This is a genomic window from Enterococcus quebecensis (assembly GCF_001730365.1).
Classification (GTDB): domain Bacteria; phylum Bacillota; class Bacilli; order Lactobacillales; family Enterococcaceae; genus Enterococcus_L; species Enterococcus_L quebecensis.
In genome coordinates this window covers 40,810-60,623 of sequence record NZ_MIKB01000004.1, presented here as the reverse complement: position 1 = coordinate 60,623, position 19,814 = coordinate 40,810, and the positions used below count along the sequence as shown (strand labels likewise).

Annotated in this window: 18 protein-coding genes, 1 riboswitch and 1 other annotated feature (1 of these 20 running past the window's edge); of the genes, 12 read left to right on the top strand and 6 right to left on the bottom strand. The window is 36.1% G+C overall.

The window, feature by feature from the left end:
• Positions 1–7: 7 nt before the first annotated feature.
• From BCR23_RS04050 to BCR23_RS04010, 9 genes are all read left to right on the top strand, one after another.
• Positions 8–352 carry an LPXTG cell wall anchor domain-containing protein gene (locus BCR23_RS04050; RefSeq protein ID WP_069634231.1) on the top strand — a complete coding sequence of 115 codons (345 nt, stop codon included), beginning with the start codon at positions 8–10 and terminating at the stop codon, positions 350–352.
• A complete protein-coding gene (locus BCR23_RS04045; RefSeq protein ID WP_069634230.1) occupies positions 349–1,155 on the top strand; it encodes a WxL domain-containing protein in 807 nt (268 codons plus the stop codon). The genes BCR23_RS04050 and BCR23_RS04045 overlap by 4 nt, the downstream gene beginning before the upstream one ends.
• Before the next feature lie 32 nt (positions 1,156–1,187).
• A complete protein-coding gene (locus tag BCR23_RS04040; RefSeq protein ID WP_069634229.1) occupies positions 1,188–2,006 on the top strand; it encodes a WxL domain-containing protein in 819 nt (272 codons plus the stop codon).
• 108 nt (positions 2,007–2,114) lie between these two features.
• A complete protein-coding gene (locus BCR23_RS04035; RefSeq protein ID WP_069634228.1) occupies positions 2,115–3,206 on the top strand; it encodes a WxLIP family cell surface protein in 1,092 nt (363 codons plus the stop codon).
• Positions 3,207–3,221: 15 nt separating this feature from the next.
• Positions 3,222–3,890: a hypothetical protein gene (locus tag BCR23_RS04030; RefSeq protein WP_069634227.1), complete on the top strand. Its 669-nt coding sequence runs from the start codon at positions 3,222–3,224 to the stop codon at positions 3,888–3,890.
• Positions 3,891–3,910: 20 nt separating this feature from the next.
• Complete coding sequence (gene lepB / locus BCR23_RS04025; RefSeq protein ID WP_069634226.1) at positions 3,911–4,591, top strand: signal peptidase I; 681 nt, start codon at positions 3,911–3,913, stop codon at positions 4,589–4,591.
• A 168-nt stretch (positions 4,592–4,759) separates the two neighbouring features.
• A riboswitch (SMK box riboswitch) is annotated at positions 4,760–4,857 on the top strand.
• Positions 4,855–6,042, top strand: coding sequence for a methionine adenosyltransferase (metK, locus tag BCR23_RS04020; protein ID WP_069634225.1), 1,188 nt, complete (start codon positions 4,855–4,857; stop codon positions 6,040–6,042). Its footprint overlaps the riboswitch before it by 3 nt.
• A 246-nt stretch (positions 6,043–6,288) precedes the next feature.
• Positions 6,289–7,761, top strand: a complete 1,473-nt coding sequence (locus BCR23_RS04015) for an MDR family MFS transporter (RefSeq protein ID WP_069634224.1) — start codon at positions 6,289–6,291, stop codon at positions 7,759–7,761.
• A gap of 231 nt (positions 7,762–7,992) precedes the next feature.
• Positions 7,993–8,781 (top strand): alpha/beta hydrolase, encoded by a 789-nt coding sequence (locus BCR23_RS04010; protein WP_069634223.1) that lies wholly within the window; start codon positions 7,993–7,995, stop codon positions 8,779–8,781.
• Between the two features lie 66 nt (positions 8,782–8,847).
• Here BCR23_RS04010 and BCR23_RS04005 read toward each other — a convergent pair whose 3' ends face one another.
• Positions 8,848–9,495, bottom strand: coding sequence for a TetR/AcrR family transcriptional regulator C-terminal domain-containing protein (locus BCR23_RS04005; RefSeq protein WP_069634222.1), 648 nt, complete (start codon positions 9,493–9,495; stop codon positions 8,848–8,850).
• Between the two features lie 236 nt (positions 9,496–9,731).
• Between BCR23_RS04005 and BCR23_RS04000 the strand changes: the two genes are divergently transcribed.
• Both BCR23_RS04000 and BCR23_RS03995 read left to right on the top strand, forming a co-directional pair.
• Complete coding sequence (locus tag BCR23_RS04000; protein ID WP_420809720.1) at positions 9,732–11,441, top strand: ABC transporter ATP-binding protein; 1,710 nt, start codon at positions 9,732–9,734, stop codon at positions 11,439–11,441.
• A complete protein-coding gene (locus tag BCR23_RS03995; RefSeq protein ID WP_069634220.1) occupies positions 11,434–13,203 on the top strand; it encodes an ABC transporter ATP-binding protein in 1,770 nt (589 codons plus the stop codon). The genes BCR23_RS04000 and BCR23_RS03995 overlap by 8 nt, the downstream gene beginning before the upstream one ends.
• Positions 13,204–13,278: 75 nt before the next feature.
• Here the strand turns inward: BCR23_RS03995 and mnmM are convergent, their stop codons facing one another.
• The 5 genes from mnmM to BCR23_RS03970 form a co-directional block, all read right to left on the bottom strand.
• On the bottom strand, positions 13,279–13,842 hold the full coding sequence (gene mnmM, locus BCR23_RS03990; RefSeq protein WP_069634219.1) for a tRNA 5-(aminomethyl)-2-thiouridylate-methyltransferase MnmM: 564 nt from the start codon (positions 13,840–13,842) through the stop codon (positions 13,279–13,281).
• A complete protein-coding gene (mnmL, locus tag BCR23_RS03985; protein ID WP_069634218.1) occupies positions 13,842–14,810 on the bottom strand; it encodes a tRNA modification radical SAM protein MnmL/YtqA in 969 nt (322 codons plus the stop codon). Before mnmL ends, mnmM begins: the two co-directional genes overlap by 1 nt.
• A 14-nt stretch (positions 14,811–14,824) precedes the next feature.
• Complete coding sequence (locus tag BCR23_RS03980; RefSeq protein WP_069634217.1) at positions 14,825–15,475, bottom strand: phosphatase PAP2 family protein; 651 nt, start codon at positions 15,473–15,475, stop codon at positions 14,825–14,827.
• Between the two features lie 138 nt (positions 15,476–15,613).
• Entirely contained in the window at positions 15,614–16,645 is a 1,032-nt protein-coding gene (locus tag BCR23_RS03975; protein WP_069634216.1) for a DUF4097 family beta strand repeat-containing protein, read from the bottom strand.
• A 1-nt stretch (position 16,646) separates the two neighbouring features.
• On the bottom strand, positions 16,647–17,303 hold the full coding sequence (locus BCR23_RS03970; RefSeq protein WP_083241881.1) for a DUF1700 domain-containing protein: 657 nt from the start codon (positions 17,301–17,303) through the stop codon (positions 16,647–16,649).
• A gap of 291 nt (positions 17,304–17,594) precedes the next feature.
• Here BCR23_RS03970 and BCR23_RS03965 point away from each other — a divergent pair, with 291 nt between their 5' ends.
• On the top strand, positions 17,595–19,658 hold the full coding sequence (locus BCR23_RS03965; protein ID WP_069634214.1) for a muramidase family protein: 2,064 nt from the start codon (positions 17,595–17,597) through the stop codon (positions 19,656–19,658).
• Between the two features lie 52 nt (positions 19,659–19,710).
• Positions 19,711–19,814 (top strand) — a binding site (T-box leader); it runs 135 nt beyond the window's last position.

Below are 19,814 nucleotides of genomic sequence, written 5' to 3'. Positions count from 1 at the left end.
GAAACGTATGAGTAAAAAAAGAATATCTATGTTGCTATCTTCTATCATGGCTTTGGTGGTAGTCACACAATTTTCATCCAATGTGAATGCGGCTGAAAACCAGAATGGGGGACAGGTGACCACAGAGGGAATCATTACGTTCTATGAAGACTCAACAGAAGCGACAGTGGAACCTTCAAAGCCAACTCCGACTAGCCCAACAGAGGCAAAAGTGACAAAACCGGTAGGACGATATCCCTCTACAGGTGAAATTGTTAAAGGTACTATTGGAATTAGCGGAATTGTTCTGGTTGTTTTAGCACTTTTTCTTTTCTTAAAGAAACGTAAGAAAGAAAAGGAGGCAGATGAATGAAAGAAAAATTCTTAATTTTAACTGTTAGTATGCTGTTTTTAACCATAACAGCAACAGAGGCTGTTGCCTTCGCAGATCAAAGTAATGTAACAGGTCGTGGGACGGTTGTATATACTGGAGAACATCCAACAGATCCAGTCGATCCTGAAAATCCAGTCAAACCTGTTGATCCAGGACCAGGACCTTCAACAGGCGGACAACTCAGGTTTGATTTTGCGCCAACGCTAAACTTTGGTAGAACTAAAATCACTGAAAAAGACCGCAACTTTTATGTAAATGCGCAATTGTTTCACAACGGACCTAATGCTAGAGGGAATTTTCTGCAAATCACTGATTCAAGAGCGGAAAGTTCTGGTTGGACCCTACAAGTTCGGCAAGAACACCAATTCAAAAATGATGTTATTCAAGATGATAAAGAAAAAGAATTGAGAGGGGCAGTACTATCATTTGATAAAGCGTGGGCAAATTCCGCATATACTCAAGAAAAAACGCCTCAACTCAGTAAAGATATCATTCAATTGAATGCTCCTGGAACAACCTTTCCAGTAGCTTCCGCTGATCAAGGACAAGGAAGAGGCAGTTGGATCATTTCATTCGGAGCATCAGATGAGAACCCGGCTGAACAAGAAAATACTCTTTTTCCAAAAGTTGATGAAAAAAATCAGCCGATTGTAGACGAAAATTTTGAAAACCAGCAAGTCCATGGCAATAAAGCAATCTTTTTATCCGTACCAGATGGAATAAAAATTCATCCAGTACAATATCAAACCGAGTTAACTTGGATATTAGCCGAGTTACCATAATACACACACATAAAAACTAGGAGGAAACACAAATGAAATTTAAAACATTATGTTCAGTAGCAGTAGTAACAGCAATCACAGCGGGAGCTTTAGCACCAATTGCAGCAAATGCAGAAACAGAATCAAAAACATTGCTAGGTAAAGGTGAAGTAACTTATGAAGAAGACAACGATAAAAATTTACCTGGTGACCCTGAGAATCCAGATGGAACAAAAGTAGATCCTGAGGAAAATCCTGGTATTACAATAAATCCAGATGGCGGACCGATCACAATCGATGTTGTTTCTAATCTTGTTTTCCCTAATCAAAAAATTGGTGTATCACCAGAAGCGACAAAAACAAACGCAAATCCAGTTACTTTAACTCTAACTGATGGAACAACTGTAACTCGTGGTAACTATGTACAATGGACGGACAAACGTTCAGGAAACGACCACAAATATCAAATCAAAGCAGCAATGACTCAACAATTTACTAACGGTTCAAATAAATTAGAAAATGCTACAATTTCTTATGCAAATGGATTCTTAAATTCAAATATGCCAGCAGCTAACTGGCCATCATCACGTCCAGAAGCTTTCACTTTAGGAGAAGATGGACAAGCTAAACTTGTTTATGACAATAACAAATCAGACTCAACAGGTGCTAAAGGTTTAGGTACATTCTATGCTGAATTTGGTACATCAGCTGCAGATACAACAAATACTCTTGGTGAAACGGCTACTGGTTTAGCAGGTGATTCTGTAGAATTAGTGGTTCCAGCTGGACAAAGCATCGTTAAAGGAAAATACGTTGCAAACATTACTTGGTCAATTGAGTACACTCCAGCACCAGCTGCTCCAGAAGCATAATAGAAAATAAAACTGGATAAAAACGAAAATAGTTAACACTCAAGACGCTGATTCCATTCGAGGAATCAGCGATCTTGTCTAAAGTATAGGATGGAAGAAGGTAATTTTATGAAAAATAAACGAATATACATAGTAACAATGGTTATTATTTTTATTATTACACTTACGATTTGGCCAATAAAAAGTCTTGCTCAAGAAGCAGGCGGTGCAACAGGATTTGTTTATGAAATAAAATTTCCTGAAAATCAACAAAAAGATGCTGGCTATTTTGACTTAAAAATGACACCAGGACAAAAACAAAAAGTAGAAGTATTGTTGAAAAATCCAAGAGATGAAGAAGTGACGGTAGAAACTAGTCTGAATGGTGCGAAAACCAATATGAACGGCGTTTTAGAATACGGTCCCGTCAATTTGAAAAAAGACGATTCATTGAAATATGATTTTATTGATGTCGTTAAAGCGCCAGAGAAAATTGTTTTGCCCCCCAATTCTGAAAAAACATTAGAGATTGAGATCACGATGCCTCAGACTTCTTATGATGGACTGATTGTCGGCGGAATTCAATTGAAAAAAGCGGATGATAATAAAGATAAAACACAAGAAGGCGCAAACGTTGTGAATAAATATGCCTATGTTATTGCAATGGTTTTACACGAAAAAGACGTTAAAGTAGAACCAGAAATGAACTTGAATAAAGTAAACGCTGGACAATCAAATGCACGAAATGTTATTTATGTAGACGTTTCTAATATCAAAGCTAATTTCTTAGACAATTTATCAATGGAAGCTCAAATTATGTCTGATAAAAGTGATGAAGTTTTATACGAAACAAAAAAATCCTCAATGCGTATGGCTCCAAATTCTAATATGACCTTTCCTGTAAATATGCAAGGGGAAAAAATGGTTCCAGGGAAATACCGTGCCCACATACTAGCAACATCTGGTGATAAAAAATGGGAATGGACGGAAGCGTTTGAAATCACCTCAGAAGAAGCGGATAAATTTAACCGTGAAGATGTTGGCTTAGTTCAAGAAAAAGGAACAAATTGGCTATTGATCGTGGGTGCAGCTGTTGGTTTATTTGTTGTTATTCTGACAATTTTCTTTATTATCCGTCTAATCCGTCAAAAAAGAGAAGCTGTTAAAAAAGCTGAACGTCGTAAAAAGAATAAAGCACAAGCAAATAATGCTGACAAATAATTGGAGGGAAGGATCATGACAACATTAGATTGGTTTTTTATTATAGGATTAGTGTTGGCGGTCCTTGCCATCTTGTTTTTCATTCTGTTTCTATTTTTAACTATCGGAACGAGTTCAAAAGTGAAACGTTTAAGTAAAATAAGACCAACAACAAAGAAAAAGAAGAAAAAATTACGTATCGCTAAAAAGAAATTGATCAAAAAAAAGAAAAGTCAGCGAACTGCAATGATTCTTTCTTTGCTTTTAGGATTGTTCCTAGGTGCTGGAGCATTCTACTCATCGTATTACCAAGCGATGCATTTAACAGTAGATGATTCTGATTCAATTACGAATGGATATTATCTGTTGAATGATTTTGATAGTGAGTTGACAAAGGCTTCAAGTGCAGCCGGAAATCAAGAAAAAGCTGAATCAAATTTACGTTATCTTGCCAATAGTATTGCTAGCTACGGTACGAAAAAAGCAAGTGAGGTAAGTAGTCAAGAAGGACAATTAGCTTTGAATAGGTATTATAATGCAATGAAAGAGTTAGGAACCAATGTTATGAGAAACTATACTCAGATATACAAAAATCTCGACTTGGCAAAAGAATACCAAGAAGACGTCAAGAAAGTAAAAGGCTATGAGCAAAAAGTCTTTAAACTGTACAATGTCAATGAAGCTGCTTTAGATCAGAAAAAGTAAATAAATTGAGGTGATTTATTATGGAATCACAAAAACGTACAGTCAAAAAGAATTTGGCTAAAGGAAACAAAACGCAAAAAACAAAACGCAAAAAAAGACCTAAAAAAGCAATTAAATCAAAAAAAGCAATTATTGAGGCAAAAAAAAGAAAAAAAAGAGAAGAACGTAAAATAATATTTTTTGAACTATTAGGAGCGTTAGCAATCACTAGTTTTCTAGTATTTCTATTATCTGTATTTCTATTTAGTTTACCTAAAATAGAGGGATATTCAATGGTTCCAACATTAAGAGAAGGTGACCGAGTCTACGTAAATAAATTAGGCAAACTTAAGACATTTGAATTAGTTTATGTGCAGATACCTGGGAAAAAAGCTAAAGAAGTTCGGCGAATCATTGGTCTTCCAGGTCAAAAAATAACATATAAAAATGATCAGTTGAAGATAGATGGGGAAGATAGGGAAGAAAAATTTATCTTTGAAGAGCAACAAACATCTCAAGAGAATGGACGACTTTATACAGATGATTTTTCGATCTTCAGCTTAACAGAAAAAACAGAAATTCCAAAAGGGAAATACTTACTTTTGGGAGATAATCGACCTTATTCTGTAGATAGTCGCCAGTATGGACTAGTGGATCAAAAAGATATTATTGGTGTAGTAGAAATGAGAATATTGCCACTACACTTATTTCAGAATTTTTAATTTACTGCACAAAAGTCCAATCAACAACTGCATATTTAATAATAAGAGCAAAATGAAATTCACTATTTAAGTTGGCGCAACTTCTTAATCTTAAGGTGTGAGTTTCAGACTTGCTTTTTCTTTTTTTTTAAATAGTAAGTCTTTTTTTTAATAATCTGTTATAATAATAAGCGTTACAAGTTCCCGAAAGGATTTGTAAGGAGTGGGTTAGCTATTCTTCACAAAGATGCCTTGTAACCGAATTTAACTAGGGGGAATATATTATGACAGAGAGACATTTATTTACATCAGAATCTGTTTCAGAAGGACATCCAGATAAAGTTGCTGATCAAGTGAGTGATGCAATTCTAGATGCGATTTTAGAACAAGATCCGTTAGCACGTGTAGCTTGCGAGACAAGCGTTACAACAGGTTTGGTTTTAGTTTTTGGAGAGATTTCTACTACAGCATACGTGGATATCCAAAAGATTGTTCGGAAAACACTTAAAGATATTGGCTACACTCGAGCAAAGTATGGATTTGATGGAGATACCGTTGCAGTTCTTGTTGCAATTGATGAGCAATCGCCAGATATTGCTCAAGGTGTTGACGATGCACTAGAAACACGTGGTGAAAAAGATACCAAAGATGATATTGGTGCTGGAGATCAAGGGTTGATGTTTGGTTTTGCCGTTAACGAAACGCCGGAATTGATGCCTCTACCAATCTCTTTGAGTCATAAACTTGTTCGTCGTTTAGCTGAACTACGTAAAGAGGAGAAGCTTCCATACTTACGTCCAGATGCTAAATCACAGGTGACTGTGGAATATGATGAGCACGGTAAGCCACAGCGTGTAGATACAGTAGTAATCAGTACACAACATGATGAAGAAACGACGCTGGAGCAAATTCAAAAAGACGTAAAAGCACTGGTTATTGAAGATGTTATACCAGCCGAATTATTAGATGATAAAACAAAATATTTTATTAATCCGACAGGCCGTTTCGTTATAGGTGGACCACAAGGCGATGCTGGTTTGACTGGACGGAAGATCATCGTGGATACTTACGGCGGTTATGCTCGTCATGGCGGCGGTGCTTTTTCTGGAAAAGATGCGACGAAAGTTGACCGTTCTGCAAGTTATGCAGCACGGTATATTGCAAAAAATATCGTTGCAGCTGGCTTAGCTGAAAAAGTCGAAGTCCAATTAGCTTATGCAATTGGTGTAGCACAACCTGTATCAATTTCAATTAATACTTTTGGAACAAGTGAAGTACCTGAAAGTAAATTGATCGAAGCTGTTAGAGAAAACTTTGACTTGCGTCCAGCAGGGATTATTAGAATGCTTGACCTACGTCGTCCAATCTTTAAACAGACAGCAGCATATGGTCATTTTGGTCGTACAGACATTGAACTACCTTGGGAGCAGACAGATAAAGTCGAAGCTATCAAGAAAAGTTTGATGGAGTAAACGAGGCGGCGCTACTAATGAAAATTAGTGGCGCTGTTTTGTTGCGTAGTACAGATAATGAGCGTTATTAGAGGATCAAAGAGCGTGTAGTTCCTAATTACCAGTGAATTGTCAAAAGCTTCTAAGAGAAATAATCATCATCTACCCAAGCAAAAACAATTACTAAACTCAGTGAAACATGTAAACTGAGTGTAACTTAAGTTACTCTAAGTGAAAAATGTAAACTATTTAAAAGGATGGAGATATATGGAAAGAAAAACAAACGTTAAACTTGTGACAATTAGTGTTTTTGTTGCAACGTTTATGACAGCAATTGAAGGGACGATTGTTTCAACCGCAATGCCGACGATCGTTGGTTCATTACACGGTATGGAAATTATGAACTGGGTCTTTTCAATTTATTTATTAACAAATGCGATGTTAACGCCGATTTACGGAAAATTAGCCGATAAAATCGGACGTAAACCGATTTTTATGATTGGAATTATTATTTTTATTATTGGTTCTTCCCTTTGTGGATTGGCACAAAATATGATCACATTGATTATTGCTCGTGCAATTCAAGGGATTGGTGCTGGAGCGATTATGCCAGTAGCTTTGACGATTCTTGCAGATATCTATTCAATTGATAAACGTGCAAAAATGTTAGGCTTAAATAGCGCGGCATGGGGAATTGCTAGTATTTTTGGTCCGCTTGCTGGTGGCTTTATCGTAGATACTGTTGGTTGGCATTGGATTTTCTTCATTAATGTACCTATAGGGATTGTATTAATGGGGTTGATTGCATACTTTTTAGTTGAACCAAAAAGAGAAAAGACGAAAGTACCGATGGATATTTTAGGCAGCATTCAGTTAATGCTTGTTTTATTGACATTATTATTAGGATTTCAACTAATTGGTGATGGTGGTTTTGATTTAAAAGTGTTCCTTTGTTTGGGAGCCTCTGTTTTATTTTTTATCGGATTTATTTTCGTGGAAAAAAGAGCAAAAGATCCTGTTATTGATTTGATGCTATTTAAAAATTCTACTTTCGTGATCGTTAATATCGTAGCTGCTTTGATCAGTGGATTTTTAATGGGTGTGGAAGTCTATATTCCAATGTGGATGCAAGGTGTATTAGGTAAAAGTGCTGGAATTGGTGGCCTTGTATTGGCTCCAATGTCTATTTTATGGATGGTAGGTTCTTTTGTAGCTAGTAATTTAATGGAGAAACATTCAACGAAAAAAGTATTGACGATTGGTTTAAGCTTCACTTTGCTTGGCGGTATTTTTCTAGTGTTGGTTCCTGCGTCTATTTCATTTCTGTGGTTCTTTGCGATCTCTTCTGTTTTAGGTGTTGGTTTTGGGATTACAATCACAACGACAACTGTTAATGCCCAAAGCAGTGTTGACCCATCTGAAATGGGGGTTGCAACCTCATTTAACACACTTGCTAGAACCATTGGACAAACATTGATGGTCTCGATTTTTGGTGTTATCATCAATGCGGTGACGACTTCAGAATTAGCAAAAAGTTCATTAAAAGTTGATTCAGATGTGATGAACCAATTAGTGAATCCTCATACAGCGAATACAATTCCAGCTAATTTGTTGGAACCTTTACGAGGAATGCTATATGCAGGCCTTCATAATGTCTATTTAGTCGGAATTGGCTTGATCCTAGCAGCAATGCTTTTAAATGCAACAGTTAAAAAGAAAGTCAATAATTCGAGGGGCTAGAATTTCTTTATAAAAAATGACTAAAGTGAGCGCTGTTTTAACATAAAAAATTCATATTTCACTTGTATTATATAACCATACCAAGAGAAAACAACTTAAAACAAAAGCTAAACACACTTTTCATTTTCAACTCCTCCTCCCGTTCTTCATCGAAGAGCGGGTATTTTTTTGTTTAGTCAAAAAAATGTATTTAATGATACAATAGTAGAAAAAAGAAATGAGGGATGGTGCATGGCCTTTTTACAAGCGAATATTTACTCAAATATATTGGAAATGGAAGTATCACTTAATATCATTTTACCTCAAAGAACAGAGAAAAAAATTGGTACGACAACAAAAGGAAAGATGACAGATGTACCTGTTATGTATTTACTTCATGGGATGGGTGGAAACCATAGTGTTTGGGAGCGTCGTACCTCTATCGAACGCTATGTTTCTGATTTGGGGTTAGCAGTTATTATGCCATCTACAGATCTTGGCTGGTACACAGATACAACGTACGATATGAAGTACTGGACATTTGTTTCTGAAGAATTGCCAAGTATTTGTCATGAATTATTTCCTCAGCTAACAACTCAGCGAGAGAAGACTTTTGCTGTAGGTCTTTCAATGGGGGGCTATGGCGCATTAAAGCTTGGGCTAGCCAAACCAGAAAATTATGGAGCAGTTGCCTCTTTATCGGGTGCTGTGGATCTTGCTGGAAGAGTAGAGGATTTGTTGTCTATTCGAGGTAGAAACTATTGGGAAGGTATTTTTGGTTCATTAGAAAAGGTTCAAGGATCAGTCAATGATCCAGTCTTTTTACTTGAACAATTAATCAAAGAACAGAAAGAAGTGCCGAATATTTTTCTTTGCTGCGGTGAGGAAGATTTACTTTTGCATGCTAATAAGAAAATGGACGCACTATTGACGGCACAGAATATAGTACATACTTTTGAGACAGGACCTGGCAATCATGACTGGGTATTCTGGGATACTTGGATTCAACGAGTACTCGAGTGGCTACCATTAGAAAAATAAAATGAAAAACTTAGACAAAAATAAAAAAATTGTCTAAGTTTTTTTCGTATCTTATAGTAAGAGGAATCAAACGAAAGAATCCAATCCGTTCAAAAATATTTTTAAGGTCTTCATAAAGAAGTCTTTTTGTTTTTCTTTATGTCTATATTGGATACTATTGTTGATATTATCTAACTCATGTTCTTGAACGTATTGCTTCATTAAGATTACTTGCTGTGTTAAGTAATCATCACCGTCAACCACTTTATTGTAAAGTTTTTTCTCTTCTGTTGAATCCATCAACATGCCGAATAAGAGATGTTGTAAAGAAGTGATCGTCATATAGCTCAACTCAATCGAAAAACCAGCATCATGCAAAATACCAAGCATCATATCCAAGTTACGCAAACGTGAAGGATAAGCTGGCACCGTGTGGATTTCGATTTCGGTGGCACAGGGATATTTTAAGTATAGTTCATAATAGTTTTCCATATAAGCATAAATGGATTCTTTCCAATTATCTTGAACTTTTGGAGGGATAAAATGATTTTCAATTTCTTCAGCCATACTTTGCAGTAAAGCTTGTTTATTTTCAACGTGCCAATAAATTGCCGGGGCTTGAACATCTAATTTTTTGGCAACTTTACGCATGGAAAGTTTCTCTAGTTCAGGTGTTTCTTCTAGTAACTCAAATGCAGCTTGAACAATTTTTTCTTTTGATAACTTTTCTTCCAAATTTCTCATCCTTTTATATAAAAAATATAAGCTAACTTCTTGAATTTCGTTTCTAAAAATGGTAAATTGTTATGCAGCCTAATTTTACAGTGTTAAATTGATGAAGTCAATGAAGGCGTTGTGTCTCGCTCATTCACTTATTATCTGATAATAACACTAAATAAACGTTGAATGTTGCACAACGAATCAAACTAGGCTAGTTTTACAAAGAAAGTTGGGATTAAGTGAGTATTATTATGGAGCATGTCAAAAAGTACAAAATGGAAGTTACCATAGCATTAATTACTGTTATTATCATGGTTATGTCAGCCTTATGGCAGCCAAAACTATTACAAAAAGTACTTGAAGCAATTATTAAAGAAGACAAGAGCCAAATGAAAGAACTTGGTTTGTATTTAATTGGAATCGCAGGATTAGGTTTGATAGCAGGGGTCTTTAATACGATTTATTCTGCAAAAGTTGCACAAGGTGTTAGTGCTGACATTCGTGAAGCGACTTTTAGAAAAATCCAAACGTTTTCGTTTGGAAATATTGAAGAATTTTCAGCAGGAAATTTAGTTGTTCGTTTAACGAATGATGTGACTCAAATCCAAAATGTGATTATGATCGCATTGCAATCACTTTTTAGAATTCCGATTCTTTTTATTGGTAGTTTTATTTTAGCGATGATGACATTGCCGCAGTTGTGGTGGGTGATAGTCTTACTAGTTATCGCAGTTTTTATTATCACAGCACTATCTTTTTCTCAAATGGGCAAACATTTTATGATTATTCAGAAGCTGATCGATAAAGTAAATGGCTTAGCGAAGGAGAATCTTTTAGGGATTCGCGTGGTGAAATCATTTGTTCAAGAGAAAAATGAATTAAACCGTTTCACAAAAGTAAGTGAAGAGTTGACTAAACATAATTTGATTGTAGGGACACTATTTTCAGTTATGATCCCATCTTTTATGTTGGCAGCTAATTTAGCTGTTGTAGGATCAATCTTCCTTGTAAGTAATTTAGTAAAAGATGATCCAACTGTAATTGGCAGTATAGCCTCATTTATGAGTTATTTGATGCAAATCATGATGGCAATCATTATCGGCGGTATGATGATGATGATGACCTCTCGTGCGGCAGTTTCTATCAAACGGATCAAAGAAGTCATGGATACCGTTCCTGCACTTACTTATAAAGACGTACCAGAACAAAATCTAGACGGTAGTGTGGTTTTTGATCATGTTAGTTTCCGTTACCCAGGAGATGAGACAGATACATTGAAAAATGTGTCGTTTTCTATCAAATCTGGTGAAATGATCGGTATCGTTGGTGCTACAGGTGCTGGTAAATCTACTTTAGCTCAATTGATACCTAGATTATTTGACCCATCAGAAGGAACAGTGAAAGTCGGCGGAGTCGATTTACATGATGTTAATGAGCACAGTTTGCGTAAAACAGTTTCTTTTGTTTTGCAAAAAGCAATTCTATTCTCAGGAACGATTTCTCAAAATTTACGTCAAGGTAAAAAAGATGCTAGTGAAGCGGATATGTCTCGTGCAACTGAAATTGCGCAAGCCAAAGAATTTATCGAAAAACTATCATTACAATATGAAGCGCCAGTAGCTGAAAGAAGTAACAATTTTTCTGGTGGACAAAAACAACGTTTATCTATTTCACGAGGAGTTATTGGAGATCCTAAGATCTTGATCCTAGATGATAGTACAAGTGCCTTAGATGCTCGTTCAGAACGCTTAGTTAGAGAAGCGCTAGATAGAGATTTAAAAGAAACAACAACAATAGTCATTGCTCAGAAAATTTCTTCTGTTCTGCATGCAGATCGAATTTTGGTTTTGGATAAAGGACAATTAGTCGGTGAAGGAACGCATGAAGAACTAGCAAAAACAAATCCTATCTATCAAGAAATTTACGAAACACAAAAAGGAAAGGATGAAAATAATGACTGATTTAATAAGAGCAAGTAAATTCTTTTTTCATTATTTAAAACGTTATAAGCTTTCCTTCTTGTTTATCTTTGTGACGATTGTCATTGCAACGTATTTACAAGTAAAAGCACCTCAGTTTGTTGGTGAAGCGATTCAAGAATTGGCAAATTACGTGGGCGCTTTGATGCAAGGGAACGATGATAAGAGTAAGTTTATTGATATCATTTGGAAGCTATTAATTTTTTATGTATTAACAAGTGCAGCAAACTTTATTTATAGCATCTTATTTACGCAAGTTGTTGGGAAATCAACCAATCGTATGCGTATTGGTTTGTTTAATAAATTGGAAAAATTAACGATTCGCTTCTTTGATTCTCATCAAGATGGAGAAATTTTAAGTCGTTTTACAAGTGATTTAGATAATATCCAAAATAGTTTGAACCAAGCACTGCTACAAGTAATGACAAATATTGCTTTGTTTGTAGGAATCTTGATTATGATGTTCCGTCAAAATGTTGAATTAGCTTGGGCAACGATTGCATCAACTCCTGTGGCCATTATAATAGCGGTAGTTGTTATCAGCAAAGCTCGTAAATATGTAGACATTCAACAAGATGAAGTTGGGAAATTAAACGGTTATATGGATGAAAAAATCAGCGGACAACGGGTGATCATCACAAATGGTCTGCAAGAAGAAACGATTGATGGATTTTTAGAACATAATGAAACCGTACGTAAAGCAACATTCAAAGGTCAAGTGTACTCAGGTTTGCTCTTTCCAATGATGCAAGGGATGTCCCTTGTAAATACAGCCATTGTAATCTTCTTTGGTGGTTGGTTAGCACTAAACGGTGATTTAGAAAAGACTGTTGCTTTAGGTCTAGTGGTAACGTTTGTTCAATATTCACAACAATATTATCAACCATTGATGCAAATTTCTTCCGGTTACAGCATGATTCAATTAGCAATTACAGGTGCTCGTCGCTTGAATGAAATGTTTGATGAGCCAGATGAAATCAATCCAAAAGATGGAAAAGAGATCGATGGTATCAAAGAATCAGTGACATTGGATCATGTTGACTTTGGTTATGATCCAGAAATTCCGATTTTAAAAGATGTTTCCATCAATGTTAAAAAAGGTGAGATGGTTGCTTTGGTTGGCCCGACTGGATCAGGGAAAACGACGATCATGAACCTATTAAATCGTTTTTATGATGTAAATAGTGGGTCAGTTTTATTTGATGGAACGGATATTCGGGACATTGAATTAAGTAGTTTACGAACGCATGTAGGAATTGTTCTACAAGACTCGGTTTTATTCTCTGGAACGATTCGAGAGAATATTGCTTTTGGTAAACCAGAAGCAACTGAAGAAGAGATCCTTGATGCTGCTAAACAAGCGAATATTCATGAGTTTATCATGGAGCAAGAAAAAGGCTATGATACAGAAATAACTGAAGAAAATAATATATTCAGTACAGGTCAAAAACAATTGATTAGTATCGCCCGTACAATTATCACAAACCCATCTTTACTGATTCTGGACGAAGCAACAAGTAATGTAGATACCGTAACTGAAGCAAAAATTCAAAAAGCAATGGATGAAGCAATCAAAGGCAGAACGAGTTTTGTTATTGCCCATCGTTTGAAAACTATTTTGAATGCGGATCGAATTGTTGTTTTAAGAAATGGTGAAGTGATTGAAGAAGGAAATCATCATGAACTGTTGAAACAAGATGGTTTTTATGCAGAACTTTATCACAATCAATTTGTGTTTGAATAAAATAAAAAAACTGATTCTCAAATTTTGTGAGAATCAGTTTTTTTTTTAGAAAAATGTAGAATTACTTAAATCAAGTTATTTTTTCTCAATACAAAATAAAATCGGTGGATTATTCTTCTGATTGATAAACTGATACGTTAATACACTGTAATCTTCTTGCGGTAGTTGCTGACAAAACTCTTGTACAAGAGTTAATTCGGCTTCTCCTCCGATATGACCATAATAAACAACTATAACAATTCGTCCTTTAGGGCTTAATCTAGGAAGTAAAGCATCTAAAGCTTTTTTGGTGGTGTCTGGTTTTGTAATGATCTCTTTATCGCTTTTAGGTAAATAGCCCAGATTGAAAATAGCTGCAGTTAATGATGTTTCTTTCGGTACTGTTACATCAATTGTTTCGTGTCCTTGTTTAAATAAGCCAACCTGATCTCTTAGACCTAATTCAGTGAGTTTTTTTTCTGTATTTATCAATGCTTGTTCCTGTACATCAAAGGCATAAACGTAACCAGTGGAACCAACCAATTCTGCAAGAAAAGCTGTATCATTTCCGTTACCCATCGTGGCATCGACAACGATATTGCCTTCTTGAGTTACTTCTTTTAATAGTGTGTGACTGAAACGGAGCGCTGTTTGCAGCATTAGATAAGAACCCCCTTAGTATCCCGAACATTATAAATACCTTGAGTACTTCCTCGTTTTTTCATTTCATCATCAATAGCATTTAAAACTTCCCATTTTTTCAAACTCCACATAGGTCCAACTAAAGTATCAGAAGGTGCATCCCCAGTTAAACGATGGATCACAATTTCAGGCGGAATCATCTCTAATTGATCACAGATCACATTGACGTAGTTTTCCCTAGTCATTAATTGAAGGCGCCCTTCATGATAATCTCTTAGCATACGAGTATTGGTCATTAAATGCAGCAAATGCAATTTGATTCCTTGAATATCTGAATCAAGAATCGTTCGACGCACATTTTCACGCATCATTTCTAGACTTTCACCAGGTAAACCATTAATTAGATGTGTGCAGACGCGGATATTGTGTTTCCTTAACTTTTTGACACCATCTAAATAGGTTTGGTAGTTGTGTGCCCGATTTATGATGGAACTAGTGTGTTCGTAAGTCGTTTGCAGCCCTAATTCTACCCATAAATAATAACGTTGGTTTAGTTCTGCTAAATATTCCACAACATCATCTGGAAGGCAATCAGGACGTGTGCCAATTGAAATACCAACCACGCCTTTTTCGTTGACTACTTGTTCAAAGCGGTGGCGAATCACATCAACTGGAGCGTGAGTATTTGTAAAGTTTTGAAAATAAACGATATATTGATTAACATTAGGCCATTTTTTATGCATCATCTGAATTTCTTTTTGAAATTGAATTGGTAATGGATCTTTTGGTGCGATGATCATGTCACCTGATCCAGAGACGCTGCAAAATGTACAACCACCTTTAGCTACAGTCCCATCACGGTTTGGACAATCAAATCCACCATCTAAAGGAACCTTAAAAATTTTCCCACCGAATTGCTGGCGTAAGGCGTAGTTCCATGTGTGATATCGTTTATTTGGATCTTCTGTATAGATAAATTCAGGCATCATTCTTCTTCTTTCTATTTTTGTTTATTTTTAAAGCGCCAAACAAAACGTTTTTCCAAATAAATTGGGTAAGTCATTAACAGCCAAGCTAAACCAAAACAAAAACCACCTAAAACATCACTAGGAAAATGGACACCGACATAGATACGACTGACTCCGATTAGAAAAATGCCTAAACCTAGTAAAATCTGTAGGGACAGACAAAGTTTTTTTTGTTTAATAAATTGAGGCAACAATAGTATAATCGTTCCATACAATAGTACACTCCCAGTAGAATGACCGCTAGGAAAACTGTAACTATGCTCAGTTACCAAATGATTTATAGTTGGACGAGGACGCATAAACAATAATTTGATTGCGGGATTAGCTAAACCTGCAATTAAACCTGTATTAATTAAAAGCCAGAGCATCTCCGCATAATACTTACCTTGAAATAGTATAAAAGCAATTGCTAAAGTGAGAATGCCAACCGTTAATGGATCAGCAAACTTTGTATACCAAATAAAAAATTGGTTTGCAAAAGGATATGGAGTCCTTACGAGACCTGTGATTGTTTGATCGAAGCCTTTCAACCATTCAGGATAAAATCGAACTACATAGCCTAAAAACATAAAAACAACTAAAAAACAGCTGCCCGCAAATTGATAGTATAATTTATTTTTCATGATCGTTCCTTTCGAATTTAGGTAAATTTTATTATAACATCAAATAAATAAGAACACATCTGAGAAATTTCAAAAAAGAAGCCCATGCAAAAACGTTAAAAGTTTTTGCATAGGCTTTGAAATGAAGAGAATAGAAAATTATTCATCCTCTTCATTTTCAAAATCAGAAGGACCCTCGACAGAGATATCCCCAGATTTTGTTTGTAGATCAAATGTTTTTGAACCTTTTCCTCGTTTGTAAGAAGAACTATCTTTTCCATAAATAGTACTATCGCCTAGCTTAGTTTTGGTCTTGATTGCGACATCATACAAAATCTCTTCAGTATGTAGGTTGATATCGCCTTGCTGAGAGTTAACCGTTAACTTTTTAGGGATTTCAGTTCCATAAAGTGAAAAATCTCCATTAGTACTTTTTGCCTCAATTTCACCTTTAAGATCAGTTGCTTGAATGTCTCCATTTATCGTGTCTATTTTAGCGGATCCGTTGACTGTGTTTAATGAAATATCGCCTGATGAGCTAGTGGCAGTCCAGTTAGATGCAGTGAACTCACTTATTAGGATATCTCCATTTTTTGTAGTAAAGGTTGCTTTATCCGTGTGTACATCTGCGTAGACATTCAGATCACCGTGAGTGGTCTCAATTGCCAATTTATCAGCGTTGATATTGTTAACATCCAGGTCTGCATCATTCAATTTGATCGACAAATCTTTTGTAGTAATGTTTGAAAGGTTAATTCTCCCTTTAGCATTGCCATCTATAATCAAATGTTCAGCACTTTCAGGGATCGTCAATGTCACAGCTGCCCCTCTATTGAAAAGATCAAAATTTAAACCTTCGAATTCTGTTTTATTTTTAGCACTATTTGCAGATACCATTAACTGATCATTTGTTTCTTTCACATCTAGGGAACTATTAAGAGAAATAGGAGCAGAGCTTCTAGTGTTCATTACGATTTTATCTGTAGGTTCAGTTAGAATATAAAAATCGGCATTCCCGGAAAGCGTTAAATGAATTTCTTTGGTATTTTCTTTATTTTTTATCTCGTAACTTTGTTTTTTTGTGTCAGTCATAGATTTTTCAGCCCGCTTGAAATAAACGCCACTGCCTATTCCGCCAATAATCATAGTCATCACACCGATACTTAGAAAAAACGCCGTTGTTTTTTTCATATTAAATCTCTCCTCTTAAAACTTGGATATTCCATTGTAGGTAACGTCTGAGTGCTTTTCCAAAAAATTTGGTTAACGGCGTTAAAATCATTACTCCGATAATTCCGGCACCTGCAAGGAAAATGCTGAGGAAAAGCTGAAACATCGTGGCATCATTAAAACCAGCCAAGACTGATATTCCTCCCAGAATTGGTGAAAACAAAAAGATAACGGCAACTAACCAAGCAGAGAAAAAGAGCATAGCAAAAGAAAAAATAAACCAAAACATCAAAAGAAAGTTAAGTGAAAGAACACCTACAACCTGACAGAATCTAGTAAAAGGGCTATGCTGAGGCCGTTTGTGTAATTGATAAGTATCCTCATATGGATGTTCGGGAGCCTCTTCATAATAATAGTCACTGTTTACATTTGGCTGAATCTCTTGCCAACCGTTTCGTTCAAGTTTTTTTTCAGGCACAGTGATATCGAATTCTTGTAAAATTTCTTCGGCAATACTCCTTGGTTTCCCTAAATTTTTTGCAATTTGTTCCTCTGTTTCACCAGCAGCAAAACGTTCATCAAAAATTGTTCTGTATTTGTTTAAGATGAAGGCTTGCTGTTGATTAGTAAGAGGTTTTAAATAAATTTTCAATTCAATCAAAAAGTGTTCTTTGTTCATCTTTTTCCCCCATTTCATTTTACAATTCAGTTACTTCTTATCCACTATAATTATTTTTGGAAGTAATAACAAGTCCTTAATAAAAAAATCAGCCTAAGGTAAAGAGAATCATCAGACTTGAGACCTAGTATTAATTAAATAGGGATAAGAATGGCTTATAATGTGAAAATAAATTGCATTTTTATTTATTTATTATGGATTGGAAAAATAAAAAATATTTCTATTTTCTTCAGAAAAGGGTATACTATAGTTCAAGATATACTTTTTTTAGAAAATTTGGAGGACATACTAATGGGAACATACAAGATATCAAGAAAAGAGCGGAGGAAAGCTGAACAGAACAAGCTTGCTTATTATCAGTTGAAAAAAGGAACAACTGTACTTAGCTCTGCTTTAGTTGTTTCATCGATCGCAGCACCGATTGTAGCACCGAAAATAGCTGAAGCCGCAGAAGAGCAAACTCCTAGTGCACAAATAAGTTACTCAGATACAAATACACATACAGAAGCCGTTCAAAAACAAACAACGACTACTGACTCAAACGATTCGATGACACAAGAAACTCAGACGACAGCACCAGAGACGACTTCAAGTGAAGCAACGTCTGAAACACAAGAATCATCAGAATTAAATACATCAGAAACAACACAAAGTACTGAGACAACCCTTCCTACAGAACAAACAACGGATTCTTCTGCAGTCGAAAAGGAAGAAACAAAAATTCCTGACCTAAAATCTGATCTTATGATGCGTTCAGGAGTTGCAGGGCAGACTAGAAGCATCGATACAAGTGTTTTTATAGCTGAAATTGCTGGACATGCAAGATCTGTTGCAGCATCGAATGATTTATATGCCTCTGTGATGATGGCTCAAGCGATCCTTGAAAGTGATTGGGGAAGAAGTACTTTAGCAGCAGCACCAAATCACAACTTATTTGGGATCAAAGGAAGCTATCAAGGACAATCTGTTACTATGAAGACATGGGAAGTAATTAATGGACAGTGGGTTCAAGTTAATGCTGCTTTTAGAAAATATCCTTCATACTCAGAATCATTTGGCGATAATGCTTATGTTTTGAAAAACACGTCCTTCCAAGCTGGCGTTTATTTCTACTCTGGCGCATGGAAGAGCAATACGAACTCATACAAAGATGCGACAGCGTGGTTAACAGGGCGTTATGCAACAGATCCAGGCTATAATACGAAGTTAAATAATATTATTGCAACATACAATTTAACGCAATATGATACCCCTTCATCTGGAGGCGGAAACACTGGTGGCAATACCGGTGGAGGCAATGTTGGTGGTAATACCGGTGGTGGTAGTACTGCACAAGATGTGGTTCATACAGTAAAAGCCGGCGATAGTTTATGGGGCTTAGCTGCCAAGTATGGAACTTCGATTGCAAATATTAAAAGTTGGAATAACCTTTCTAATGATGTTATCTATGTAGGTCAAAAGCTGATTGTCGGTAAAGGTTCTGGCAATACTGGTGGTGGCAATACCGGTGGCGGCAACACTGGAGGGAACACTGGCAATACGGGTACGATCAATACGTATTACACTGTAAAATCAGGGGATTCCTTATGGGCAATTGCTAACGCAAACGGCGTAAGTGTTGCTAACTTACGTCAATGGAACAATTTGAGTGGTGATGTCATTCATCCAGGTCAACGTTTAATTGTTAAACAAAGTAGTGGAAATACAGGTACTGGCAACACCGGTGGAAATACTGGCGGTGGTAACACTGGTAGTAACACAGGCGGAAGTGGCAATACAGGGACAAACAATACGTATTATACGGTAAAATCAGGGGACTCTTTGTGGGCGATTGCTAACGCAAATGGAGTAAGTATTGCTAACTTACGTCAGTGGAATAACTTAAATGGTGATATCATTTATCCAGGTCAACGCTTGATTGTTAAACAAGGTGGCGGCACAAGTGGCGGCAACACTGGTGGTAGCAACAACACAGGCGGTAACACCGGTGGTACTGGCAATACAGGTACGACGAATACGTATTACACTGTAAAATCTGGAGATTCTTTATGGGCAATTGCTAACTCAAACGGCGTAAGTGTTGCTAATTTACGTCAATGGAACAATTTAAATGGAGATATTATCCATCCAGGTCAACGTTTGATTGTTAAACAAGGGCAAAGCAATTCTGCAGGTTCTGGTAATTCTTCTAGTAATCAAGGAAGTAGTCAAAATGGGACTACTCATACAGTAAAAAGTGGTGATACACTATGGGATCTTGCTCAGAAATATGGTACAAGTGTTCAAACAATCAAACAAATGAATAGTTTGTCAGGTGATACAATTTACATCGGACAAAAACTAAAAGTTAAATAAAAATGATTGAAATCAGCACAGAAGTTTGGTAGTATGATAGCACACAACTGATATACAAACAGTGAAGAGGAATAGTAGAAAGAACCATGTTTTAGAGAGCGTATGGTTGGTGGAAATACGCACAGAAGCTTTCGAACTCGCCTTTGAGTTATTTTA

Excerpts from the sequence above, each read along its gene's own strand:
- BCR23_RS03975 (WP_069634216.1), bottom strand. The coding sequence starts at position 16,645 with ATGAAAAAAACAACGGCGTTTTTTCTAAGTATCGGTGTGATGACTATG.
- BCR23_RS04000 (WP_420809720.1), top strand. The coding sequence starts at position 9,732 with ATGGAGCATGTCAAAAAGTACAAAATGGAAGTTACCATAGCATTAATT.
- BCR23_RS04040 (WP_069634229.1), top strand. The coding sequence starts at position 1,188 with ATGAAATTTAAAACATTATGTTCAGTAGCAGTAGTAACAGCAATCACA.
- BCR23_RS03965 (WP_069634214.1), top strand. The coding sequence starts at position 17,595 with ATGGGAACATACAAGATATCAAGAAAAGAGCGGAGGAAAGCTGAACAG.
- metK (WP_069634225.1), top strand. The coding sequence starts at position 4,855 with ATGACAGAGAGACATTTATTTACATCAGAATCTGTTTCAGAAGGACAT.
- BCR23_RS03995 (WP_069634220.1), top strand. The coding sequence starts at position 11,434 with ATGACTGATTTAATAAGAGCAAGTAAATTCTTTTTTCATTATTTAAAA.
- mnmL (WP_069634218.1), bottom strand. The coding sequence starts at position 14,810 with ATGCCTGAATTTATCTATACAGAAGATCCAAATAAACGATATCACACA.
- BCR23_RS04010 (WP_069634223.1), top strand. The coding sequence starts at position 7,993 with ATGGCCTTTTTACAAGCGAATATTTACTCAAATATATTGGAAATGGAA.
- BCR23_RS04015 (WP_069634224.1), top strand. The coding sequence starts at position 6,289 with ATGGAAAGAAAAACAAACGTTAAACTTGTGACAATTAGTGTTTTTGTT.
- mnmM (WP_069634219.1), bottom strand. The coding sequence starts at position 13,842 with ATGCTGCAAACAGCGCTCCGTTTCAGTCACACACTATTAAAAGAAGTA.
- BCR23_RS04035 (WP_069634228.1), top strand. The coding sequence starts at position 2,115 with ATGAAAAATAAACGAATATACATAGTAACAATGGTTATTATTTTTATT.
- BCR23_RS04045 (WP_069634230.1), top strand. The coding sequence starts at position 349 with ATGAAAGAAAAATTCTTAATTTTAACTGTTAGTATGCTGTTTTTAACC.
- lepB (WP_069634226.1), top strand. The coding sequence starts at position 3,911 with ATGGAATCACAAAAACGTACAGTCAAAAAGAATTTGGCTAAAGGAAAC.
- BCR23_RS03970 (WP_083241881.1), bottom strand. The coding sequence starts at position 17,303 with ATGAACAAAGAACACTTTTTGATTGAATTGAAAATTTATTTAAAACCT.
- BCR23_RS04030 (WP_069634227.1), top strand. The coding sequence starts at position 3,222 with ATGACAACATTAGATTGGTTTTTTATTATAGGATTAGTGTTGGCGGTC.
- BCR23_RS04050 (WP_069634231.1), top strand. The coding sequence starts at position 8 with ATGAGTAAAAAAAGAATATCTATGTTGCTATCTTCTATCATGGCTTTG.
- BCR23_RS03980 (WP_069634217.1), bottom strand. The coding sequence starts at position 15,475 with ATGAAAAATAAATTATACTATCAATTTGCGGGCAGCTGTTTTTTAGTT.